The 21,529-nt window shown below is 74.0% G+C and carries 15 protein-coding genes; 7 read left to right on the forward strand and 8 right to left on the reverse strand.

Annotated elements, in window-relative coordinates:
- Window positions 1-94: 94 nt before the first annotated feature.
- A complete protein-coding gene (locus ABD230_RS09945) occupies window positions 95-1,144 on the reverse strand; it encodes an LLM class flavin-dependent oxidoreductase (RefSeq protein WP_344372565.1) in 1,050 nt (349 codons plus the stop codon).
- A gap of 229 nt (window positions 1,145-1,373) precedes the next feature.
- Between ABD230_RS09945 and ABD230_RS09950 the strand changes: the two genes are divergently transcribed.
- Both ABD230_RS09950 and ABD230_RS09955 read left to right on the forward strand, forming a co-directional pair.
- On the forward strand, window positions 1,374-2,849 hold the full coding sequence (locus tag ABD230_RS09950) for an FAD-binding oxidoreductase (protein ID WP_344372568.1): 1,476 nt from the start codon (window positions 1,374-1,376) through the stop codon (window positions 2,847-2,849).
- A gap of 150 nt (window positions 2,850-2,999) precedes the next feature.
- Entirely contained in the window at window positions 3,000-4,184 is a 1,185-nt protein-coding gene (locus tag ABD230_RS09955; RefSeq protein WP_344372571.1) for a hypothetical protein, read from the forward strand.
- Between the two features lie 18 nt (window positions 4,185-4,202).
- Here the strand turns inward: ABD230_RS09955 and ABD230_RS09960 are convergent, their stop codons facing one another.
- Window positions 4,203-4,703: a hypothetical protein gene (locus ABD230_RS09960; protein WP_344372574.1), complete on the reverse strand. Its 501-nt coding sequence runs from the start codon at window positions 4,701-4,703 to the stop codon at window positions 4,203-4,205.
- A 75-nt stretch (window positions 4,704-4,778) separates the two neighbouring features.
- Between ABD230_RS09960 and ABD230_RS09965 the strand changes: the two genes are divergently transcribed.
- Window positions 4,779-5,780, forward strand: coding sequence for an LLM class F420-dependent oxidoreductase (locus ABD230_RS09965; RefSeq protein ID WP_344372577.1), 1,002 nt, complete (start codon window positions 4,779-4,781; stop codon window positions 5,778-5,780).
- 154 nt (window positions 5,781-5,934) lie between these two features.
- Here ABD230_RS09965 and ABD230_RS09970 read toward each other — a convergent pair whose 3' ends face one another.
- The gene (locus tag ABD230_RS09970; RefSeq protein ID WP_344372579.1) at window positions 5,935-6,225 is read right to left on the reverse strand and encodes a glutaredoxin family protein; all 291 of its coding nucleotides are present in this window, start codon (window positions 6,223-6,225) and stop codon (window positions 5,935-5,937) included.
- 101 nt (window positions 6,226-6,326) lie between these two features.
- Here ABD230_RS09970 and ABD230_RS09975 point away from each other — a divergent pair, with 101 nt between their 5' ends.
- Entirely contained in the window at window positions 6,327-6,764 is a 438-nt protein-coding gene (locus ABD230_RS09975; protein WP_344372583.1) for a YdeI/OmpD-associated family protein, read from the forward strand.
- Window positions 6,765-6,809: 45 nt separating this feature from the next.
- Here the strand turns inward: ABD230_RS09975 and ABD230_RS09980 are convergent, their stop codons facing one another.
- The 4 genes from ABD230_RS09980 to ABD230_RS09995 all read right to left on the reverse strand — a co-directional run bounded on the left by ABD230_RS09980 (window position 6,810) and on the right by ABD230_RS09995 (window position 15,112).
- Window positions 6,810-10,379 (reverse strand): TM0106 family RecB-like putative nuclease, encoded by a 3,570-nt coding sequence (locus ABD230_RS09980; RefSeq protein WP_344372586.1) that lies wholly within the window; start codon window positions 10,377-10,379, stop codon window positions 6,810-6,812.
- Between the two features lie 76 nt (window positions 10,380-10,455).
- Complete coding sequence (locus tag ABD230_RS09985) at window positions 10,456-11,472, reverse strand: zinc-binding alcohol dehydrogenase family protein (protein WP_344372589.1); 1,017 nt, start codon at window positions 11,470-11,472, stop codon at window positions 10,456-10,458.
- A 64-nt stretch (window positions 11,473-11,536) separates the two neighbouring features.
- Complete coding sequence (locus ABD230_RS09990; protein WP_344372592.1) at window positions 11,537-14,362, reverse strand: helix-turn-helix transcriptional regulator; 2,826 nt, start codon at window positions 14,360-14,362, stop codon at window positions 11,537-11,539.
- A 120-nt stretch (window positions 14,363-14,482) separates the two neighbouring features.
- Window positions 14,483-15,112, reverse strand: coding sequence for a TetR/AcrR family transcriptional regulator (locus tag ABD230_RS09995; RefSeq protein ID WP_344372595.1), 630 nt, complete (start codon window positions 15,110-15,112; stop codon window positions 14,483-14,485).
- A gap of 101 nt (window positions 15,113-15,213) precedes the next feature.
- Here ABD230_RS09995 and ABD230_RS10000 point away from each other — a divergent pair, with 101 nt between their 5' ends.
- The 3 genes from ABD230_RS10000 to ABD230_RS10010 are packed head-to-tail and all read left to right on the forward strand — an operon-like array spanning window position 15,214 to window position 19,570.
- Window positions 15,214-16,746 (forward strand): purine-cytosine permease family protein, encoded by a 1,533-nt coding sequence (locus ABD230_RS10000; RefSeq protein WP_344372599.1) that lies wholly within the window; start codon window positions 15,214-15,216, stop codon window positions 16,744-16,746.
- Complete coding sequence (locus ABD230_RS10005) at window positions 16,743-17,792, forward strand: agmatine deiminase family protein (RefSeq protein ID WP_344372602.1); 1,050 nt, start codon at window positions 16,743-16,745, stop codon at window positions 17,790-17,792. Before ABD230_RS10000 ends, ABD230_RS10005 begins: the two co-directional genes overlap by 4 nt.
- Window positions 17,792-19,570, forward strand: a complete 1,779-nt coding sequence (locus ABD230_RS10010) for an amidase (protein WP_344373301.1) — start codon at window positions 17,792-17,794, stop codon at window positions 19,568-19,570. Before ABD230_RS10005 ends, ABD230_RS10010 begins: the two co-directional genes overlap by 1 nt.
- Window positions 19,571-19,981: 411 nt before the next feature.
- On the opposite strand, the gene ABD230_RS10015 is transcribed toward ABD230_RS10010, so the two are convergent.
- Window positions 19,982-21,526 (reverse strand): molybdopterin-dependent oxidoreductase, encoded by a 1,545-nt coding sequence (locus tag ABD230_RS10015; protein WP_344372605.1) that lies wholly within the window; start codon window positions 21,524-21,526, stop codon window positions 19,982-19,984.
- Window positions 21,527-21,529 lie beyond the last annotated feature (3 nt).

A 21,529-nucleotide genomic window follows, 5' to 3' on the forward strand; every position in this document is an offset into this window, starting at 1 on the left:
CCATCCAGCCGGACGCGCCGAGGCGGACCCTGTGTCGATCCGATGATGTTCCTATGGGGCTCGTGCCGGTCCGCTGGGACCGGCACCGGCCCGCTCAGGCGGCGAGGCGGTCCGCGAGCAGCTCGAGCGTGCGCTCGCGACCCGGCGTCCTCGACGCGTCCTCGGCGACTCGTGCGCCGGCGACCGGCGAGAGCATGACCTCGTCGATGGCGTGGCGCTCGGCCAGCGCGCGCACGGCGGCGGCCGCGGCATCCGGCTCGTCGATCACCCAGCGCGATCGCATGCGCGCGATGACCTCGTCGGCGTCCGAGTCCCGCGGTGCGGCAAGCGCCTCCTCGACCGTCTCGAGCGGGCGCATCGGCCGGCTCAGCCGCAGGCGCGCCATCGCCCGCAGCTGCGGGAGGGCGCGAGCCTCCGCCTCCTCGGCGGTCTCGGCCACCGCGGCGTTGAGCGTCAGGATCGTCTGCGGCACGGGATGCCGCTCGCTCGGGCGATACCCCGACCGGTAGAGCTCCAGCGCCTGCTCGAGACCCTCGCCCGAGAAGTGGTTCGCGAACACGTACGGCAGTCCCAGCTCGGCGGCCAGGCGCGCCGAGTAGTCGCTCGACCCGAGCAGCCACAGCTCCGGCACGGCGGTGGCGGCCGGCGTGGCCTGGATCGGGTACTCGCGTCCGCTCGTCAGGCGCAGCGTCGCCCCGTCGGGGGAGAGCAGGCTCAGGATGTCGGCGACGTGGTCCGGGAACCGATCGACCTCGGCCGTCGGCCCCGAGATGCGCAGGAGCTGCGTGATCACCGGGTCGCTGCCGGGCGCGCGCCCGATGCCGAGGTCGATGCGGCCCGGCGCGAGCGCCTCGAGGGCGGCGAACTGCTCGGCGACGACGAGCGGCGCGTGGTTCGGCAGCATGACGCCGCCCGACCCCACGCGGATCCGCTCCGTGCGGGCCGCGATCGACGCGACGAGCACCGGCGGCGTCGTCGAGGCGACGGAGGGCATGTTGTGGTGCTCGGCGAACCAGTAGCGGGTGAAGCCGAGCCGGTCCGCGACCTGCGCCAGGGCGACGGATGCCGTGAGCGCCTCCGACGAGGACTGGCCGCTCCGCACGGGCACGAGATCGAGGACCGAGAGGCGTGGCGAGAGTGACATCCACACCTCCAACCGACGGGCGCGAGGCGCTATTCCGTCGGCCCGGTTCCGCCCGCGACGGGCGGGTTATCCCTGAGCGGATCGGGGGGACCGTCCTGATCTGCGCCCCGTCGCCGGGTCGTTGGATGGAACCCGTCGTGAGCGCCCCCGGTGATCCGGGCGGCCGTCGGACCAGGCCGCTCGGCCACCACCCGGCCCACGACCCCCAGAACTCCGGAAGGAACCACCAGTGAACCTCGCCTACGACACCACCACGGCCGACGCCGTGGAGTCCCGGACCACCACCGCCGCACCCGCCATGTCGCTCCGCGAATCGTTCGCGATCCTCGCCGAGCGCCTCGACGGCCGGCTCGCCCTCCCCGGCGACCCCGAGTACGACGCCGACCGGCTGGCGTGGAACCTCGCCGTCGCCCAGCGGCCCGCCGCCGTCGTCGTCGCCGCCTCGATCGCCGACGTCGCCCGCACCGTCCGCGCCGCCCGCGACCTCGGCCTCGCCGTGGCGCCGCAGGCGACCGGGCACAACGCCGGTCCGCTCGCCGAGGGCCGCGGACTCGCCGACGCGATCCTGCTCCGCACGCACGAGCTGCGCCGCGTCGAGGTGCGCCCGACGCAGCGGATCGCCCGCGTCGAGCCGGGCGCCCTCTGGGGCGACGTCGTCGCCGCGACCGCACCGCACGGCCTCGCCGCGCTCGCCGGGTCGAGCCACGACGTCGGCGTGGTCGGCTACACGCTCGGCGGCGGCGTCTCGTTCCTCGGCCGCGCGCACGGCATGGCCGCGAACCACGTCGTCGCCATCGAGCTCGTGACCGCCGACGGCGAGTTCCGCCGCATCGACGCCACCCACGACCCGGAGCTGTTCTGGGCGGTCCGCGGCGGCGGCGGCGACTTCGGCGTCGTCACCGCCCTCGAGTTCGGGCTGCTCGAGCTCGACCGGGTGGTCGCCGGCGCGCTCTTCTTCCCGATCGAGCGGTCCGAGGAGGTCCTGCAGGCCTGGGCCGAGTGGACCCGATCGGTCCCCGACACCGTCACCTCGGTCGGCCGAGTGCTGCGGTTCCCGGCCATGCCGGAGCTGCCGCCGTTCCTCTCCGGGCAGTCGTTCGTGCTCGTCGAGGCCGTCGTCCAGGAGTCGGCCGACCGCGCCGACGCCCTGCTCGCCCCGCTCCGTGCGCTCGGGCCCGCGATGGACACCGTGCACGAGCAGGCGCCCGCCGACCTGCTGCAGCTGCACATGGACCCGCCCGGCCCGACGCCCGGGCACGGTGACGGCATGATGCTGAAGGACCTCCCCGCCGAGGCGGTGCGCGCCGTCGTGGCGGCCGTCGGCCCCGATGCCGAGACCGCGCTGCTCTCGGTCGAGATCCGCCACCTGGGCGGCGCGTTCGCGCCATCCGCGGCCGTCGAGCTCGCGGTCGAGCGGGGGCTGCCGCTTCCCGGCGCCACCGCCGGGCTCGAGGCCGAGTACCTCGTGTACGCCGTCGGCATCTCGGTGCCCGAGACCCACGACGCGGTCGTGGCTTCGCTCGGCCGGCTCTTCTCGCGTGTCGAGCCGTGGCGCGCCGGGCTCGAGTACCTCAACTTCGCGGAGCGCCCCACGACGAGCTCGCGCTTCTTCGGCGACGACGGCCGGCTCGCGCGGCTGCGCGCGGTCAAGCAGGCCGTCGACCCCACGGGCGTCATCCGCTCCAACCACCCGGTCGGCCGCTGACGCGACCGACTCCGCGACGGGCCCGGCCATCATGCCGGGCCCGTTGCGCGTGCGGTCACGGCGGACGAATGGGTCTGTCGGTTCCGCGCCGACCTTCCTAGGCTGGGGGACACGCGACGACGACGTCGCACGACCTTGGGGGAGGGACGAATGACGGTTCACCATGAGCTGCCCACCACGACCGACTTCGGGACCTTGGCGGGTGAGCACCACCCGGCCATCACGATCTACGCATCCACGTCACCCGTGGTCAGCGAGCGCGAGCGCGCCGAGGTCGCGGTGAAGAGCGCCTTCGACGAGGCCATCGACCGGCTGCGCGGGAACGGCGCCGAGGCGGGCGAGGTCGAGGCGCTGAAGTCCGAGCGCGACGGCGTGCTCGGCGACCGAGGACTCTGGGCCGGGCTCTCCCGATCGATGGCGATCTTCGTCGCCCCCGGGTTCACCGACGTCTACGTGCTGCCGAACCGCCTCGACGACGCGGTCCACGTCGGCTCGCACTTCGTGCTCGGCCAGCTGCTCCGGGCGCCCAGCCAGGACCAGGAGGCCTTCGCGGTCACCCTGTCCTCGAACGAGTGGGCGCTCTGGCATGCGCTGCCCACCGCGCGCGCCGAGGAGATGCCGCTCGACCCGAGCCTGCCCCGCAACCTCGACGACGCCGCCAACCGGGTGCCGGGCGATGTCGGCCAGCGACGCCGTGGCGGCCACGGCGACCGCGGCACGAACGAGGACGACCGTCGTCCCGAGATCCACGACATCTACGCCAAGCGCGTCGCCGACGCCGTCTGGCACGAGCTGCAGGAGCACGACCCCGATGCCCGGGTGCCGCTGTTCGTGTTCGCGGCCGAGCCGCTGCTCAGCTCGTTCCTGGACCGCGCCCACAACGGCCGTCGCGTCGTCGCCGTGCCGGGCGGCCCGGACCGGCTCGGTGCCGCGGAGATCGACGTCGAGCTGCGCCAGCAGCTCGCCCAGCTGAACGTGAACGAGGCGAAGACCGCGCTGACCGACCTCGCGGACGGCAGCGCCGGGCGCGTCGAGCGCGACCTCGCCGCCATCGGGCGGCTCGCCGCCGACGGCGCCGTCGAGCGGCTGTGGTTCGACTTCACGACGTCGGTCAACGGCACGCTCGACCACGAGTCCGGGGCGATCGAGTTCGCCGTCGATCACGGCAACGGCGACGCCCTCCCGGACGGCACGCACGCCGGCGACCTGCTTCCCCAGCTCGCGATGCTCGTCATCGCGCGCGGCGGCAAGGTCGTCACGGTGCGCGGCGACGACCTCGAGGACGTCGTGTGGTCGGGACCGGCGATGGCGGAACTGAGGTTCGCGCTGGCGTAGCGTTCGGGACGCGTCGGCTCAGACCGCGACGGCCATCCGCGGCGGCGCGATCGCGATCGCGTCACGCAGCGCGTGCAGCGCGCCGCGAGCGGCATCCGTCGCCGTCCGGGCGTGCGCGACCGCGCGGGCCGTCGCGAGCCCCCGCCGCGGCGCCGAGGCACGGGCGCCCGCGCCGAACGAGCCGTCGGCCTCGAGCACCGGCAGCACGACGGCGGGCTGGCACTCGAAGTGCAGCTCGAGCTCGGTCGTGTGGCGGTCCTCGATGATCGCCTCGAACGGCACCTTCACCGAGCGGAACCGACCACGGCGGCGCGGCGGCGCCGACCGCAGGTCCATCGCGATCCGGTCGGGTGCGGTCGTCGCGAGCGGCGACCGGTTCGGGACGATGTCGACCCGCCACAGCTCGCTGGGGCACGAGGCGACCCCGGAGAGGTGGATGACGCGGATGCCGCCGGTCGTGATCGCGACGGCGGCGAGGTCGTCGACATGCACATGCGCGTGATCGATGGTGTGGGCCATGTTCGCCGACGGTACGGATGTCAAGGGCCACCGACATCAGGGCTGGCGCTGAGATCACGACCCTAGGCTGGCGGGATGCGATTCGGATTCTTCGTTCCCCAGGGATGGCGCCACGACCTCGTCGGCATCGAGCCGGCCGACCACTGGTCGACGATGCACGGCCTCGCCGAGCACGCGGATCGCGAGGGCTCGCCGTGGGAGTCGATCTGGGTCTACGACCACTTCCACACCGTGCCCGTGCCGAGCGAGACCGAGGCGACCCACGAGGCGTGGTCGCTCATGGCCGCGTACGCGGCCTCGACGTCGCGCGTGCGGCTCGGCCAGATGTGCACCTGCATGGCGTACCGCAACCCCGCCTACCTGGCGAAGGTCGCCGCGACCGTCGACGTCATCTCGGGCGGCCGCCTCGAGATGGGCATCGGCGCCGGATGGTACGAGCACGAGTGGCGGGCCTACGGGTACGGCTTCCCGCACGCGCCGGAGCGGCTCCGGATGCTGCGCGAGGGCGTCGAGATCATGCACCAGGCGTGGACGACCGGACGCGCCCGCCTCGACGGCGAGTTCTACCAGGTGGACGACGCGATCGTGCAGCCGCAGCCGCTGCAGGAGGGCGGCGTGCCCATGTGGGTCGCGGGCGGCGGCGAGAAGGTCACGTTGAAGATCGCGGCGAAGTACGCCGCCTACACGAACTTCTACGGCAGCCCCGAGGAGTTCAGCCACAAGAGCGAGGTGCTGCGCGGGCACGCCGACCGGCTCGGGCGCGAGTTCGACTCGATCGTGCGCAGCGCGAACTTCAACACCGTCATCGGCGAGGACGAGGCCGACGTCGAGCGCCGGCTGCAGGCCGTCGAGGCGCGGATCGCCGGGTCTGCAGGGCCGAAGGCGGCGGCGCGCTTCATCCACGACTTCCGGTCCGACGCGGCCATCGCGGTGGGCACGCCCGAGCAGGTCGTGGAGAAGCTGATCGACATGCGCGACCGCGGCCTCGGCTACGCCATCCACTACTTCCCGGAGCTGGCGTACGACCGATCGGGCCTCGAGCTCTACGAGCGCGAGGTCATGCCCGCGCTCGCCTGACGCCCGCGCGCCGGCCACCCGGCGCCGGCGCCCGCGCCCGCCGAATGCGTTTCTCAGGAGGGTTCCGCGGAACGCCCTCGTTTCTCAGGAGGACACGCCGTCGCGCGCAGCGACACGCCGGATGACTCCTGAGAAAAGCGACCCCCTGGGTGGGTCAGGCGGCGGCGCCGTCCTGGTCGAGCTCGAACGCGTCGAGCTTCGCGCCGAGCTCGGCGTCGGTGGGCTCGGTGAAGTGCGTGCCGTCGGGGAAGACGACCACGGGGATGTTCGTGCGACCGGAGATCGCCTTGGCGCGCTCGGCGCCCTCGACGACCACCTCGAGGTCGACGTAGTCGTACTCGACCCCGCGGCGGTCGAGCAGCGACTTCGACCGGCGGCAGTCGCCGCACCAGGCGGCGCCGTACATCGTGATGCGGGCAGGGGTGAGGTCGGTGGGGGAGGTCATGCACATAACCTACGTGGGTATCCTGTGCGGTATTCCCAGCGACCGGAGGCGCGGCCGCCGCAGGGGTTCCGGATGCGGCGACCGGGTGCGAGGCTCGGGGCATGCAGTTCGAGACCACGATGTCGCAGACGGGGAACAACACGGGCATCGAGGTGCCCGCGGAGGTCGTCGAGGAGCTCGGCGGCGGCCGCCGGGCGCCGGTGGTCGTGCGCGTCAACGGGTTCGAGTACCGCAGCACGCTCGCCGTCATGGGCGGCCGGCACCTGATCCCGTTCAGCTCCGACAAGCGCGCCGCGACGGGGATCTCGGGCGGTGACCCGATCACCGTCGAGCTCGAGCTCGACACCGCGCCCCGCACGGTCGAGCCGCCGGAGGACTTCGCTGCAGCGCTCGATGCCACCCCGGGCGCGCGCGAGGCCTACGACCGCCTCGCGCCGAGCCACCAGAAGGCCCACGTCACGGCCATCACCGACGCCAAGACCGACGAGACGCGACAGCGCCGCATCGCGAAGGCGATCGAGAAGCCCATGGGCGCCTGAGGTCGTCGAGCGGGCCATCGCCGGCGGCGCCTCACCGGCGCGCGCTCAGCCGACGGGCTCCGGGGCCCACACCGGGAGTTCGACGCCGACGAGCCGCGCGAACGCGCTCAGCTGCGCGACGCCCTGCGGCGTGCGCGGCAGGGCGTCGAGCAGCCCGGGCGAGTACACGAGGTACGCGGCGACCTGGGCGCGCGAGATCGCGACGTTCAGCCGGTTCTTCAGCAGCAGGAACTCCACGCCGCGGGGCGCCGCGGTCGCCGACGATGCGGCGAGCGAGACGATCGCGACCGCCGCCTCCTGCCCCTGGAACTTGTCGACGGTGCCGACCGGCACGTCGGCCAGGCCCGCGCGGTCGAGCGCCGCACGCACGATCGCGAGTTGCGCGTTGTACGGCGTCACGACGATGAGGTCGCGGGGCTCGAGCGGTCGCGGCGCATCGGCGACCGGGTCGCCGTCGCCCTGACGGAGGCCCGTGTAGGGCAGGCCGACGAGCGAGGACGCGATGCGCACGACCTCGGCCGCCTCCTCGGGCGATTCGGTCGTGTTGCCCTCGTGCTCGACGGGGACGGGCACGAGGCCCGGCGCGACGCCCTGCACCGACCGCGACGCGGCGGAGGGGTGCGAGGCGAGCTCGCCCTCGTAGGACAGCTCGGAGACGGCGGCCGCGAGGTCGGGGTGCATGCGACGGCTCTCGGCGAGGAAGTAGCCGAACTCGTGGGGGAGGACGTCGTGCCCGTCGGCGATCCAGCCGAGCGCCGACATGTCGATCGGCTCGGGGTGCGTGCCCTGGCTCACCTGCGGAAGCTGCTGCGGGTCGCCGAGCAGCAGGAGCCGCCGCGACGCGACCGAGGCCGCGATCGTGGAGGCGAGCGAGAACTGACCCGCCTCGTCGATCACGAGCACGTCGAGTGCACGACGGCCGACCCGGTCGGCGTTCGCGAAGTCCCACGCCGTGCCGCCGTAGACGAAGCCGCGCTCGCGGTTGGCCGCGATGAACGCCGCTGCGCCGTTCTTCTCGATCGTCGTCCAGCCGCGCGCCACCCCGTCGTCGCGGTCCTTGGGCGCCTTGGCGACGAGCCGCGGGTCGAGGCCGGCCTCGACGACGGCGTCGAGGAGGTGCTCGACGACCGCGTGCGACTGTGCGACGACCCCCACCTTCCAGCCGTGGTGGCCGACCAGGCGCGCGATGACGCGCGACGCGACGTAGGTCTTGCCCGTGCCGGGCGGGCCCTGCACCGCGAGGTACGAGTCGTCGAGGTCGCCGAGCGACCGAACGACCGACCCGACGTAGTCGTGGTCGGGCAGCGGTGCGAGCGCCCCGGACCTGGTGCGCGGCGGGATGCGGCGCAGCAGGTCGACGGCCGCGTCCTTCGGCCAGCGGGGCTGGAGATCCACGATCGGGCGGGCCCACTCGGCGATGGCGCCCTTCTGCCGTCCCGCCTGCGGCGGCGGGCCCGGGACGAGCGCGAACGGCAGTTCGCGCCAGGTGTCGTCGGCGGTGGACCGCTCCTCGATGCGCACCCCGTCGGCCGTCGCCTCGACGACGACGGCCTTCGCCAGGGCCCGCGAGCCCGGCCGCCGCGAGAACGACGGGAACGGCGCCGGCCAGTCGTACAGCAGGTACAGCTCGGCGCCCGCACTGAAGCGCGACCCGGGCGCGATGCGCCCGCGGAGCAGCAACTCGCGCCGGTCGAACTGCTGGCGGCCCTCGCGGTACCAGTCGTGCAGCACCACGGTGCGGGCGGGGTCGACGACGAGCACGTCGCGGTGGTCCTCCCAGGCCTCGAGCGGCTGCTCGACACGGAAGAAGTGGCCCCACCAGAAGGTCTTGGCCTCGCGATCGTGGTAGTCGATGGCCGCAGCGGCGAGGGCCAGCGCCGTGCGGTCGGGGTCGTCCCGACGCTCGTCGGCGCCGCCCGCCAGCGCGGCGAGCTCGGACGCCAGCGGGCTCGTCTCGTACTGCTTGCCGGTCGGCTCGGCCAGCAGCAGCGCGGGCACGGGCGCCACGCCGTGGTCGCGGGCGAGCCCCAGCAGCCAGTCGCGGAGCCGGAGCGTCGACACGCAGTCGTAGCGGTTGTACTCGGCGAGGTCGTCGAGCACGAACTGCGCGGCCGCTTCGCCCTCGAGCCCGGTGGCCGGGTCGAGCCCGCCGGTGGCCCGCAGCTCGCGGGCACGGACGTACTCGAGGATCGAGTCGCCGCCCGACTTGACGTCGGCTTCGCGCAGTTCGTCGCCCATGTAGAGCGGCTCGAGCTTCTTGATGGAGTACGAACGGCTGCCGACGCGCACCGCGCGCTTGACGATCGGGTAGAGGTCGACGAGCACGCCGTCGGCGAGCAGCTGGTCGACCTCTGCCTCGCCGACGCCGTGCCGCGCGGCGATCGACGTCAGGTGCGTGCGCTCGTAGCTCGCGTAGTGGTAGATGTGCAGGTTCGGGTGGCGCGCCCGGCGCTCGCGCACGAGCTCGAGGAAGGCGAGCAGCGCTGCGCGCTCCTCGGCGAACGAGTGCGCCCAGATCGGCGTGAACCGCTCGTCGACGTCGACCATGCCGAACAGGTAGTCGAGGCCCCACTCGGTCGCGGCGCCCTCGGTGTAGAGCGGGTCGCCCTCGAAGTCGAAGAACAGGTCGCCCGCGTCGGGTTCGGGGATCGCGGCCAGCGCGCCCGGCTCGCGCACCTCGACCGGCGGGGGCAGCGGCGGGTCGTCGGGCCCTCGGGTGCCCGCCGCCTCCGCGGCGAGCGTCTCGGCCTCGGCCGCGAGCTGGAGCCGTGCCTGGACGCGCAGCCCCTCGAGGGTGGCGTCCATCACGCCCTCGACGGGGCCGGTGGATGCCGCGAGCTCGTCGATCGTCGTGATGCCCGCGTCGTGGAAGTGCGCGCGCTGGGTGATGCGGAGCCCCGCGACGAGCAGCAGGTCGCGGTTCGCCTGCACTTCGAGGTCGCAGGTCGGGCATCGCCCGTCGAGCGCGTACCTCGGATCGCCCCACTCGACCGGGCCGTCGGCGGCGACGCGCTCGGCGACGATCTGGCGCAGGCGCTCGCGCCGGAGCAGGAACACCGGCTCGATGTCGGCGAGCCGGTGGGAACTCGTCGTGCCGTCGCCGAGGAGCAGCTCGACGGTGTCGGCGCGGGGGATGCCGAGGCGGTCGAGCTGGGCCGCGTACGCCGCGAGCTGGAGCAGCGCCGTCACGCGCGCGCGCCGGGCGAGCTTCGAGTCCTGCACGAGGTAGCGCCCGTCGGGCTGCCGCACGATGAAGTCGGCGAACCCGACGAAGCCGTCGTCGACGAAGGTGGCCTGGAAGACCACGGGCGCGCCGGCCTCGAACGCCGCGCGCGTGGCCGCGACGGCGGCCTCGAGCTGCTCGGGGTCGCGCAGGTCGGGCCGGTCGATCTCGACGACGCCTTCGCCGAACTCGTCGCGGTAGCGCTGGAGGACCCGCAGCTCGTGCGCGTCGCCCATGCGCCCGGCCCGCTCGAGCATGGCATCCGCCACGGGCTCGAAGCGCGTGTCGTGCCCGAGCTTCACGTCGAGCTCGCGCAGGAAGGCGAACTCGCAGTCGGACGCCTTCTTCAGGTCGCTCGCGCTCGTGACCACCGTGCCCTCGGCCAGGTACATCGGGCTCCCTCCGCCGTCGTCCTGGTGCCCACGGTAGCCGCGGCATCCGACACCGCGCCGTCGGGCGCGACGCGGGTCAGCGCACGAGCACGACCTTGCCGATGCTGCGACCGGATGCCACGAGCCCGTGCGCCTCGCGGAGCGCCGCGGCGTCGATCCCTGCGAGCTCGCGCGTGAGCGTCGAGCGGAGTCGGCCGTCCTCGAACAGCGCGGAGGCGGCGTCGAGCAGGTCGTGCTGGCCGATCATGTCCGGCGTCTCGAAGACGCCGCGCGTGAACATGGACTCCCAGAGCCAGGCGATGCTCTTCTGCTTGAGCACGCGCAGGTCCATGTCGGGGTCCTCGTCGATAGCCACGATCTGCCCGAAGGGGCGGAGCAGGTCGGCGTAGACGGGCAGGCGACCGGCGGTCGACGGCGTGAAGACGCGGTCGACCCCGTCGGGTGCGACCTCGCGCACCGCGGCGGTGAGGTCGCCGTGGTGGTCGACGACGTGGGCGGCGCCCATGCGACGCGCCCAGTCCTGCGTCTCCGGGCGAGAGGCCGTGCCGATCACGGCGACGTCGGTGAGCGCGGTCGCCAGCTGCGTGAGGATCGAGCCGACGCCGCCCGCCGCGGCGACGGCGAGCAGCGTGCCGCCGCTGTCGGCGGTCAGCCTGAGGCGGTCGAACAGCGATTCCCACGCCGTGATGGTCGTGAGCGGCATGGCGGCCGCCTCCGCCATGGACAGGTTCGCGGGCTTGCGGCCGACGAGCCGTTCGTCGACCGCGTGGTACTCGGCATCCGTGCCCTGCCGGGTGATCACGCCCGCGTGGTAGACCTCGTCGCCCGGGGCGAAGAGGGTGACCTCGGATCCCACCGCCACGACCGTGCCGGCCGCGTCGTAGCCGAGCACGACCGGCGGGGCGTCCTCCGGGCGGCGCATCCGGCTCTTCACGTCGACCGGGTTGACCGACACGGCGGCCACCTCGACGAGGAGGTCGCGGGGCCGCAGCTCGGGCAGCGGGACCTCCACGTCGACGAGCGCGCGCTCGTCGTCGAGCGGGACGGATCCGGTCGCGGCGACCGCGTGCATGTGGTTCGGCAGGGAGCTCATGTCCTCCCCAACCGGTGGAGCTGCGCGGATGTTCCGGAAGCTCCGTCGAGCGCCCGCCCCCGGCTCAGGCCGACCGCTCGCGCCGCCGCATCATCCGGGCGAGGTCGACCCGGTTCGCCGCGCCCGTCTTGCGCAGCAGGTTCGAGATGTGCGAGCTGACCGTCTTCTCGCTGATGGTCAGCAGTGCGGCGATCTCGGCGTACGTGCGTCCGTCGACGATGTACGGCAGCAGTTCGCGTTCGCGGCGGGTGAGCGGGAAGTCGCTCACGGCGTCGTCGTCGACGGCGACGTCCTCGTGCAGCCGGACGCGCGACCATGCGGCGAGCGACTCGAGGTCGGCCGCGAGCCCCTCCGACGAGGTCCGCTCGGCGATCGCCGCGCCGCGCCTGAGGAGTCCGACCGCGCGGGATCGCGTGCCCTGGTCGCGCGCGAGCCCGCGCTCAGCGCCCCGTCGGCACGCGTACGCCTCCTCCCACGCGAGCTCGGCGGCCGCGCACGCGTCGGCCGCCGCGGCCCACCGCTCGAAGGCGTCGTCGTCGTCCCGCGCCCGGGCGACCTCGGCGTCGGAGAGTGCGTCGAGCGCGACGAGGTCGCGGGGGTACGACGTGCCCATGCGCCGCGGGAGCACCTGGGGATGCTCGTCGCGGAACGCCGCGAGCTCCGAGAGCGCGCCGGCCGTCGGCTCGCGCCGGTCGCGCGCCGCGTCGACGCGGTCGGCGAGCGCCCGCGCGGCGAGCGGGACGAGCCATTCGGTGCCGTGCGTGCCCGGGTGGGCCGTCATCGCGGGGATGAGCACCCCGAGCGCCGCGGCGGGGTCGCCCGCGACGATGCTCGTCGTGCCCTCGGCGACGGCCCGACTGGGGATGACGTACGAGGGGATGTGGGGGAAGCGCTCGCGGGCGCGCTGGAGATGCGACTCGGCCTCGTCGACCCGGCCCTGGTACGCCGCGAGCAGGGCCTCGATGGCGCGAAGGCTGAGGTCGACGTAGTCGGGCGGTTGCTCGGTGCGGACGAAGCGCAGCGCCTCCCGGACGTCCCTCACCTCGCCGATCGTGAGCCAGCTCGACGCCTCGGTCGCCGCCATCGCGGTGGTCACGCGATGCGGGGCGCCCGCCGCGACGAGGACCTCGCGCAGCTCCCTGAGCCGCGTCGCCGCGCGCCGGTAGGTGGGCATCGAGTACGCCTCCCAGAACGAGGCGAGCGCGGCGGGCCAGTAGTGGCCGTTCGGGACGGCGACCGCGAACGTCTCCTCCGCGAGTCGCGCCGCGGCATCGAGGTCGCGGGTGCGCGCGGCCTCCTGGCCGGCCGCGGCGAGGGCGTAGGCGAGGGCCTCGGTGTCGCCGAGGCGGCGGGCCCGCTCGACCGCCTCGGCCGCGTGGGCGGCGGAGGCAGGGTCGCCCGCGAGGTTCTCGGCGTGCGCGAGGTCGCTCAGCGCGAGCGCGTACGGCCGCCCGTCGGGGTCGGCGGCGGCGAACTCGAGGACCTCGCGGGCCGCGGCGACTGTGTTCAGTTCGCCGCCGATGCGGAACTGCAGACGCTGTCGACGCAGCAGCAGCTCGGCAGTGCCGGTCGGGTCGGCGTCGCGGTCGATGTGCTCGAGCAGGGCCGTGGCGGCGCCGAACTCGTCCTCGTCCTCGCCGACGGCGGACGCGGCATCGGCCCACTCCTCGAGCACGTCGCGTTCGAACGCGGCGTCGACCTCGGAGGCGACGGCGAGCAGCTCGGCGTTCCGGCGGGCCAGCCGCAGCCGCGTCGCGTCGTCGACGCCGGCGAGCGCCGTGATCGCCCGTCGGCTCGCCGCGATGCACGCGTCCGCATCGCCGGCGCCCGCGTAATGGTCGGCGAGGTCGACCAGCACGTCCGGGCCGTCCATCCCGCTCCCGATGGCCCGCAGCGTGCTGCGCGCGAGCGCGGCGTGGCGCTCCCGGCGCTCGACCGCCGGCACCGAGGCGACGAGCAGTTCGGCGATGAGCGGATGGTGGAACCAGAGCCGCCCGTCGTCGTCCTGGTCGAGCACGCGCAGCGCGATCGCCGGGCGCAGGTCGCGCGGCGCGTCGTGCCAGGTGGGGTCGATCTCGGCGAGCACCGCGGGCCGGACCGGCTTGCCGTGGATCGCGAGCATGACGGTCAGCTCCCGGGCGGCTTCCGGCATCCGGGACCACGCCTGCAGGAGCGCGGCGTCGAGGCCCGGCGCGGTCGCCGGCGCCTCGAGCGACCCGGGGTCGATCCCGGCGATGAGCAGGCGCACGTGGTACGGGTTGCCGCCCGTCCGCGCGAGCACGTCGGTCACGAGGGTCTCATGCGGCGGCGCGCCGAGCTCGGTCGCGATCAGGTCGCGCACGCCGAGCCGGTCGAGGCGTCCGACGTCGAGGACGCGGGTCCCGGGCAGGCGCACGAGGTCGGCGCGCCAGCGGTCGATGTCGCGGCCGCTGCCGGAGCGGAGCGTGGCCACCACTCCGAGCGGTCGGTCCTCGGCGCCGCCCACGAGGAACATGAGTGCGTCGAGGGTGCTCGAGTCGGCCCACTGCAGGTCGTCGATCGCGACGATGACCGGTCGATCCCGGAGCAGGTGCTGCACGGCGTCGTCGAGGCGCACGGGTGCGGGCGATCGCGCCGGGGCGTCGCCGCCGTCGCCCTCCGCCTGTGCGAGCAGCGACCGCACGGCGAGGTTCGGCACCCGGGTCGTGAGGGGGAGGTTGCGCGCCGTCAGGACGACGGCGCGTTCGCCGACGGCGTGGCAGGCGGCCTGCATGAGCGCGGTCTTGCCGATGCCCGGCTCTCCGGTGATCAGGACGGTGCGCGCCTCGCCGCGCAGCACCGCGTCGAGTTCGTGCGACAGCACGGCGAGTTCGCGCTCGCGCCCCGCGAGGCGCGGCGGGTCGGCCCCCATGGCGTCAGTCTGGCACGGATCCGAGGTTCGCTCACGGAAAATCGAGGAATGACTCCGGATGTCGCGACGCCGCGCTCGGCGGACTCGCGACGTCGTGCGATGCCCGACCGCTCCGGGTCGTCAGTCGCGCGCGGCGAGCGCCCCGCGCTCGAGGCCGAGCATGCCCTCGACGGCACCGTGGATCATCGATCCGCGCGCGCTCTGGTCGCCCCACCGCACGAGGGCCTGGGCGTTGAGTCCGTCGATCATGCCGAGGAGCTGCCAGGCCGCGGCCGCGGCATCCTCGGTCCGGAAGCCCGCGCGGGCGGTCCCGTCCTCGATGACGTCCTGGACGACCTCCTGCCACGCGTCCATCTGCTCGCGCACGGATGCCGCGAGCGGCTCGTTGCGGCGGCCGATCGCCCACGCCTCGACCCAGACGATCGTGACGTCGTCGCGCGTGCCGTCGAGCAGCGTGTCGAGCAGTGCTCCGAGGCGTTCGCGCGGTCCCGGGCGGTCGGCGAGGAGGTCGGCCACCTCGTCGATCTCCGCCGCGACGATGGCCGCGAACGTCTCCGCGACCAGGACGTCCATGCTCGGCCGGTAGTGCGCGACGAGGGCGGGGGTGACGCCGGCGCGTGCCGCGATCGCGCGCAGCGTGACGGCCGCGAGGCCGTGCTCGAGGGCGACCAGGCGCGCGGCCTCGACGATCTCGGCGGAGCGCTCGGCGGGGCTCTTCCGGGCGGCGCGGGTGCGGACGGGTGTTGACATCGTGCTCACAGTCTAGGTAACCTCGCACCTTATTGATCGCATGATCAATATATCGATCAGGTCGATCGAGCTTCCCGCCGTCGAACGATGAGGTTCCGCACATGAGCATCCAGACCCCGCAGGAGATCCGCGCCGACGCCGCGACGCCCTCCGCGCCCCACACGCCGGCCGCCGACCGCGTCGGCCACGTCGAGCAGCACGGCACCGAGCACGTGCCCGCCTCCGAGCGGCACGGCCGCCCCTCCAGCCTGTTCTGGGTGTGGATGTCGGCGAACGTCGGCTACCTCTACTTCGTCGTCGGCGGCGTGCTCATGCTGCTCGGCCTGCCGCTCTGGGAGGCCCTCGCCATCACCGTCGTCGGCAACCTCTGGTGGGCCCTCGTCGGCTGGCTCGCCGTCAGCGGACCCGCCTCGGGCTCGCCGAGCGTGTCGATCATGCGCGCCATGTTCGGCATCCGCGGCAACAAGGTCTTCGGCGCCGGGCTCGGCGTGCTGATCGGCGTGTTCTACGAGATCATCAACGTCGCCTTCGCGACGCTCGGCGCCATCGCGCTGCTCGCGCACGTCGGCATCGGGCTCCCGCCCGGGGGCGAGTGGATCGTCCTCGCCGTCATCGGCGTCCTCAGCTTCGTGATCGGCGTCTACGGCCACGCCACGATCCTCGCGCTCGCGCCGTGGTTCTCGGCCGCGCTCGCCGTGGTGTTCGTCATCCTCGCGGTCTTCGTGTTCGGTGCCGCCGACTGGGCCTACACGGTCGAGCCGCTCCCCGTCGCCGAGCACTGGGCGCTCGTGATGCTGGGCTTCGCGATCGTCGCCTCGAGCCCGCTCTCGTGGGGCATCGGCGCCGACTACGCGCGGTACCTCCCGGCGAACGTGTCGAAGAAGGCCGTCGCCTGGTACACGGCCCTCGGCGGCTTCGTGCCCGCCCTGCTCATCGGCCTGCTCGGCGTCGTCGCCGGCACCGCGATCGACATGACCGACCCGGAGCTCACCATCGGCGAGATCGTGCCCGCGTGGTTCACGCCGCTCTTCCTCGGCATGATCGTGCTCTCGAGCATCACGAACAACGTGCTCGTCGCCTACTCGACGGGCTTCTACGCGCAGGCGCTCGCCGAGCGCATCTCGCGCCCGGTGACCACGATCGTGACCGGAGTCGTCGCCACCGCCGCGGCGGGCTGGGTGCTCTTCCTCACGCCGAGCTTCCTCGACGCGCTGAGCGCCTCGCTCGAGCTGTCCGTCACCGTCTTCGGCCCGCTCGTGTCGATCTACGCCATCGACATCGTGCTCCGCCGCAACCGCTACGACGGCGCCGCGCTCGACGACACGCGACCCGGCAGCCCGTTCTGGTACCGCGGCGGCGTGTTCCTGCCCGGCGCGGTCGCGATGGTCGGCGCCATGACGATCGCCGTGCTCTCGGCCAACACGACGCTCTACGTCGGCCCGATCTCGGCCGCGCTCGGCGGCGCGGACCTCTCGGCGTTCGTCGGCCCCGTCCTCGGCGCCGGCATCTACGCGCTGCTGTGGCTGACCACCGACCCGTACCGCGACCCGGCGAAGCGCCCGGGCGCGGCATCCGCTGCCATGATCGAACCGGATGCCGCGGCATCCGCCCGCACCGAGGGAGCCGACGCATGACCTGGCGCATGCCCGCCGAGACCGCACCGCACGAGCGCACCTGGATGGCGTTCCCGCGCGAGGGGATCACCCTCGGCGAGGGTGCCGGGGAGCGCGAGGAGGGCTACGCGGCGTGGACCGCGGTCGCCCACGCGGTCGCCGAGTTCGAGCCGGTCACGATGGTCGTCGACCCGACCGAGCGGGACCGCGCCCGCCGCATGCTCGGGTCGCAGGTCGAGCTCGTCGAGGCCCCGCTCGACGAGTTCTGGATGCGCGACTTCGGACCGACCTTCGTGTTCGACGACGAGCGGCCCGGCGTGCTCGGCGCGGTCGACTGGACCTTCAACGGCTGGGGCGCCCCCGCCTGGGCCGAGTGGAAGGTGTCCGCCGAGATCGCCCGCTTCGCGGCCGCGCACGTCGGCGCCGAGCTCGTGAGCTCCGTGCTCGTGAACGAGGGCGGCGGCATCCACGTCGACGGCGAGGGCACGGTGCTGCTCACCGAGACCGTGCAGCTCGACCCGCGCCGCAACCCGTACGCCGACAAGGCCCGCGTCGAGGCCGAGATGGCCCGCACGATCGGCGCGACGAAGGCGATCTGGCTCCCGCGCGGCCTCACCCGCGACTACGACGACTTCGGCACGAACGGCCACGTCGACATCGTCGCGACGATCACCTCGCCCGGCCGCGTGCTGCTGCACCACCAGGCCGACCCCGCGCACCCCGACTTCGAGGTCACGCGCGACCTGAAGACGCTGCTCGAGGGCGAGACGGATGCCGCGGGGCGGCGGCTCGAGGTCGTCGACCTGCCCGCACCCGCGACCCTCCGGGACGACGAGGGCGTCGTCGACTGGAGCTACGTGAACCACCTCGTCGTGAACGACGGCGTGGTCGCGTGCGGCTTCGGCGAGCCCGAGGCCGACGAGCGCGCGGCGGCGATCCTCGCCGACGCCTACCCCGGCCGGAAGGTCGTGACCGTCGACGCGCGCCCGATCTTCGCGCGCGGCGGCGGCATCCACTGCATCACCCAGCAGCAGCCCGCGCTGCCGAACGAGGAGACGGAGCGATGATGAGCGACATCCGCACCGAGACGACCGGCGCCGCCGCGGACGCCGGCACGGGCATCGACGTGGTCGAGGCCTCCATCGCCGACCTGCGCGCCGCCCTCGAGGCCGGTCGCACCACGGCCGTCGAGCTGGTCGAGGCGTACCTCGCGCGCATCGACGCGTACGACGGGCCAGAGACGGACACCGCGCTGAACGCCGTCGTCGTCCGCAATCCCGACGCGCTCGACGAGGCCCGCGCCTCGGACGCGCGCCGCGCGAGCGGCGAGCTGCTCGGCCCGCTCGACGGCATCCCGTACACCGCGAAGGACTCCTACCTCGTGCGGGGCCTCACCGCGGCATCCGGTTCGCCGGCGTTCGCCGACCTCGTCGCGCAGCGCGACGCGTTCACGATCGAGCGCCTCCGCGGCTCCGGCGCGATCTGCCTGGGGCTGACGAACATGCCGCCCATGGCCAACGGCGGCATGCAGCGCGGCGTCTACGGTCGCGCCGAGAGTCCGTACAACGCGGACTTCCTCACGGCCGCGTTCGGCTCGGGCTCGTCGAACGGCTCGGGCACCGCGACGGCCTCGTCGTTCGCGGCGTTCGGCCTGGGCGAGGAGACCTGGTCGTCGGGCCGCGCGCCGGCGTCGAACAACGCGCTGTGCGCCTACACGCCGTCGCGCGGGGTGATCTCGACGCGCGGCAACTGGCCGCTCGTGCCGACCATGGACGTCGTCGTGCCGCAGACGCGCACGATGGCCGACCTGCTCGAGGTGCTCGACGTCATCGTCGCCGACGACCCGGAGACGCGCGGCGACTTCTGGCGCGCGCAGACGTGGATCGAGCTGCCCGCGGCATCCGTCGTGCGCCCCGCCTCGTACCCCGCGCTGGCGACGGATGCCGCCGGCGCGCCCGCCGCGCTCGCAGGGACGCGCATCGGCGTGCCGCGCATGTACGTCAACGCCGACCCCGAGGCCGGCACCGCCGCGCCGGGGGAGACCGTCGGCATCGGCGGCGCGACCGGGCAGCGCATCGAGACGCGCGCCTCGGTGATCGACCTCTGGGAGGCCGCCCGCCGCGATCTCGAGGCGGCGGGCGCCGAGGTCGTGCTCGTCGACTTCCCGGTCGTGTCGAACTACGAGGGCGACCGCCCCGGTGCGCCCACGATCGCGACGCGCGGGCTGGTGACGCCCGGGTTCCTGAAGCGCGAGATCGTCGACCTCTCGGCGTGGGGCTGGGAGGACTTCCTGCAGGCCAACGGCGACCCGGCGCTGTCGACGCTCGTCGACGTCGACGGCGCGCGGATCTTCCCGCAGCCCGAGGGTGCGCTGCCCGACCGCTACACGGGCTTCGACGACGACATCGCCGAGTACCCGGGCTGGGTGCGCGCGAACCCGGGCGCCACGTGGGACGACATGCCCGAGCTCGAGGAGGGCCTCCGCGGCCTCGAGGAGACCCGCCGCGTCGACCTCGAGCAGTGGATGGACGATCTCGGCCTCGACGCGGTGGCCTTCCCGGCCGTGGCCGACGTCGGCCCCGCCGACATGGACGTGGACCCCGCCTCGGCCGACCTCGGCTGGCGCAACGGCGTCTGGGTCGCCAACGGCAACCTCGTGCCGCGGCACCTCGGCATCCCGACCGTGACGGTCCCGATGGGCCTCATGGCCGACATCCGGATGCCGGTGGGCCTCACCTTCGCCGGCCGCGCCTACGACGACACCGCCCTCCTGCGCCTCGGCGCCGCCTTCGAGGCACTCGCGCCCCGTCGCGTCGCCCCGCCGCGCACCCCGCGCCTCGGCTGACGCGCGTCCCGCCCCGGGGCCGCGCCGCGGGAGCGGGCCGCCTGTGACGCGTACTCCGCGACCGCGACCGCGGTCGCGACCACGGCCTTCTTCGTCGTCCGGAGGAAGAAGGCCAGCTCGGTCACGGTCCGGTCCGTCGCTTCGTCGACCTTGATCGGTCGTTCCGCCATCGCGTCTCCCCTGTCGCTTCCGTCTCGTGCGCCGCGCCGGCGCATGATTCGCCTCGCGGTTGCGGTACCGAAGTACCGGAGCGTCGGTGCGGAAACGGTCTCATCGCGGCGAGCGGATCCGGCGAGCTACCGATGGCGTGCGCCGACGGACGAGCACCGCGTCACCCGGTGGAGGACGGCTGCCGGGGCGCCCGGACGAGTGCCGCCGTGGTGGACGCGAGCAGCCGGCGAACCGTCCGCGTCAGGCGACGTCGAACGTGCGCTCGTGCAGCCCGGTCGCGCCGTCGGGCGCAACGGGGGCGCGGTCGGCGGTCTGGACCTCGCCGTCGGCCGACGTGGCGCGCACCCGCACCGTGTGACGGCCGGGCGCGGCATCCCACTCGAACCGCCACTGCACCCAGGTGTCGGCCGAGACGGCCGTGGCGAGGGTCGCCGGACGCCAGGGGCCGTCGTCGACCTGGACGTCGACGGAGGCGACGCCCGTGTGCTGCAGCCAGGCGACGCCGGCGACCACGATCGTGCCGGCCGAGAGCGCCTGACCGATGCGCGGCACGTCGATGCGCGACGACAGCTTCACCGGGCCGCGCGCGCTCCAGCCGCGGTCCGTCCAGTACGCGCGCGCCGCATCGAAGCGCGTCACCTCGAGGTCGGTGACCCACTTCGTCGCCGACACGTAGCCGTACAGCCCCGGCACGACCATGCGGACCGGGAATCCGTGCTCGACCGGCAGCGGCTCGCCGTTCATGCCGACCGCGAGCACGGCCTCGCGGGCGGGGTCGGTGAGCACCTCGAGCGGCGTCGAGGCGGTGAAGCCGTCGATCGAGCGGGAGAGCACCATGTCGGCGCCGGCATCCGGCACCGCGCGCGCCAGCAGGTCGCGGATCGGGGTGCCGAGCCAGACCGCCGTGCCGATGAGGTCGCCGCCGACCTCGTTCGACACGCACGCGAGGGTCGTGACGCTCTCCGACATCGGCAGGGCGAGCAGGTCGTCCCAGGTGAGCTCGACCTCGCGGCCGACCATGCCGTGGATGCGCAGCCGCCACTCCTCAGGGTCGACCTGCGGCACGCTCAACGCGGTGTCGATCCGGTAGAAGTCCCGGTTCGACGTGATCACCGGGGTCAGCCCGTCGATGCCGAGCTCGGCGGATGCGGGGACCGACGCGGTCGAGGCCGGCGTCGGGAGCTTCAGGGCGTCCCGCACCGTGCTCACCGCTCGCGAGCCCGCCGACAGCGCCGTCGAGGCGATCGCCGCGAGCACGCCCACCGCCGCCGTGCCGCCGGCCCAGGCGAGGAAGCGGCGCCGGTCGACCTCGCGGACGGATGCCGCGGGCGTCGGCTGCTCGGCCGGCAGCCGGCGCAGCAGCATCGACAGGGCCGCCATCGCCGCGAGCGCGCCGACCGCGGCCGGGAGGAACGCGAGCACCGACGCGTTCGCGCGCGTCATCGCGGCGAGCGCGGCGAACAGGCCGGCGAGCGCGAACAGGCCGCGTCCCCACCGCGGGCGGCGCGCCTCGACGACGCCGGCGACGCCGCCGAGCAGCACCAGCACCACGCCTACGCCGATGAGCAGGGCGAGCTTGTCGCCCGTGTCGAACAGCGCGATCGCGGCATCCTTCGCCCACGGCGGCGCGAGGTCGATCAGCAGGCTCCCGATCGACGCGAACGGCGAGGTCGTCGGCGCCACGATCGCGGCGATCAGCTCGCCCGCACCGGCGCCGAAGGCCGCGGCCGCGACGCCCGCCCCGGCGGGACGCCACCAGCCGAAGGGCGCGCGATCGGTCGGCATGGT

Source organism: Agromyces tropicus (assembly GCF_039531345.1).
Classification (GTDB): Bacteria; Actinomycetota; Actinomycetes; order Actinomycetales; family Microbacteriaceae; genus Agromyces; species Agromyces tropicus.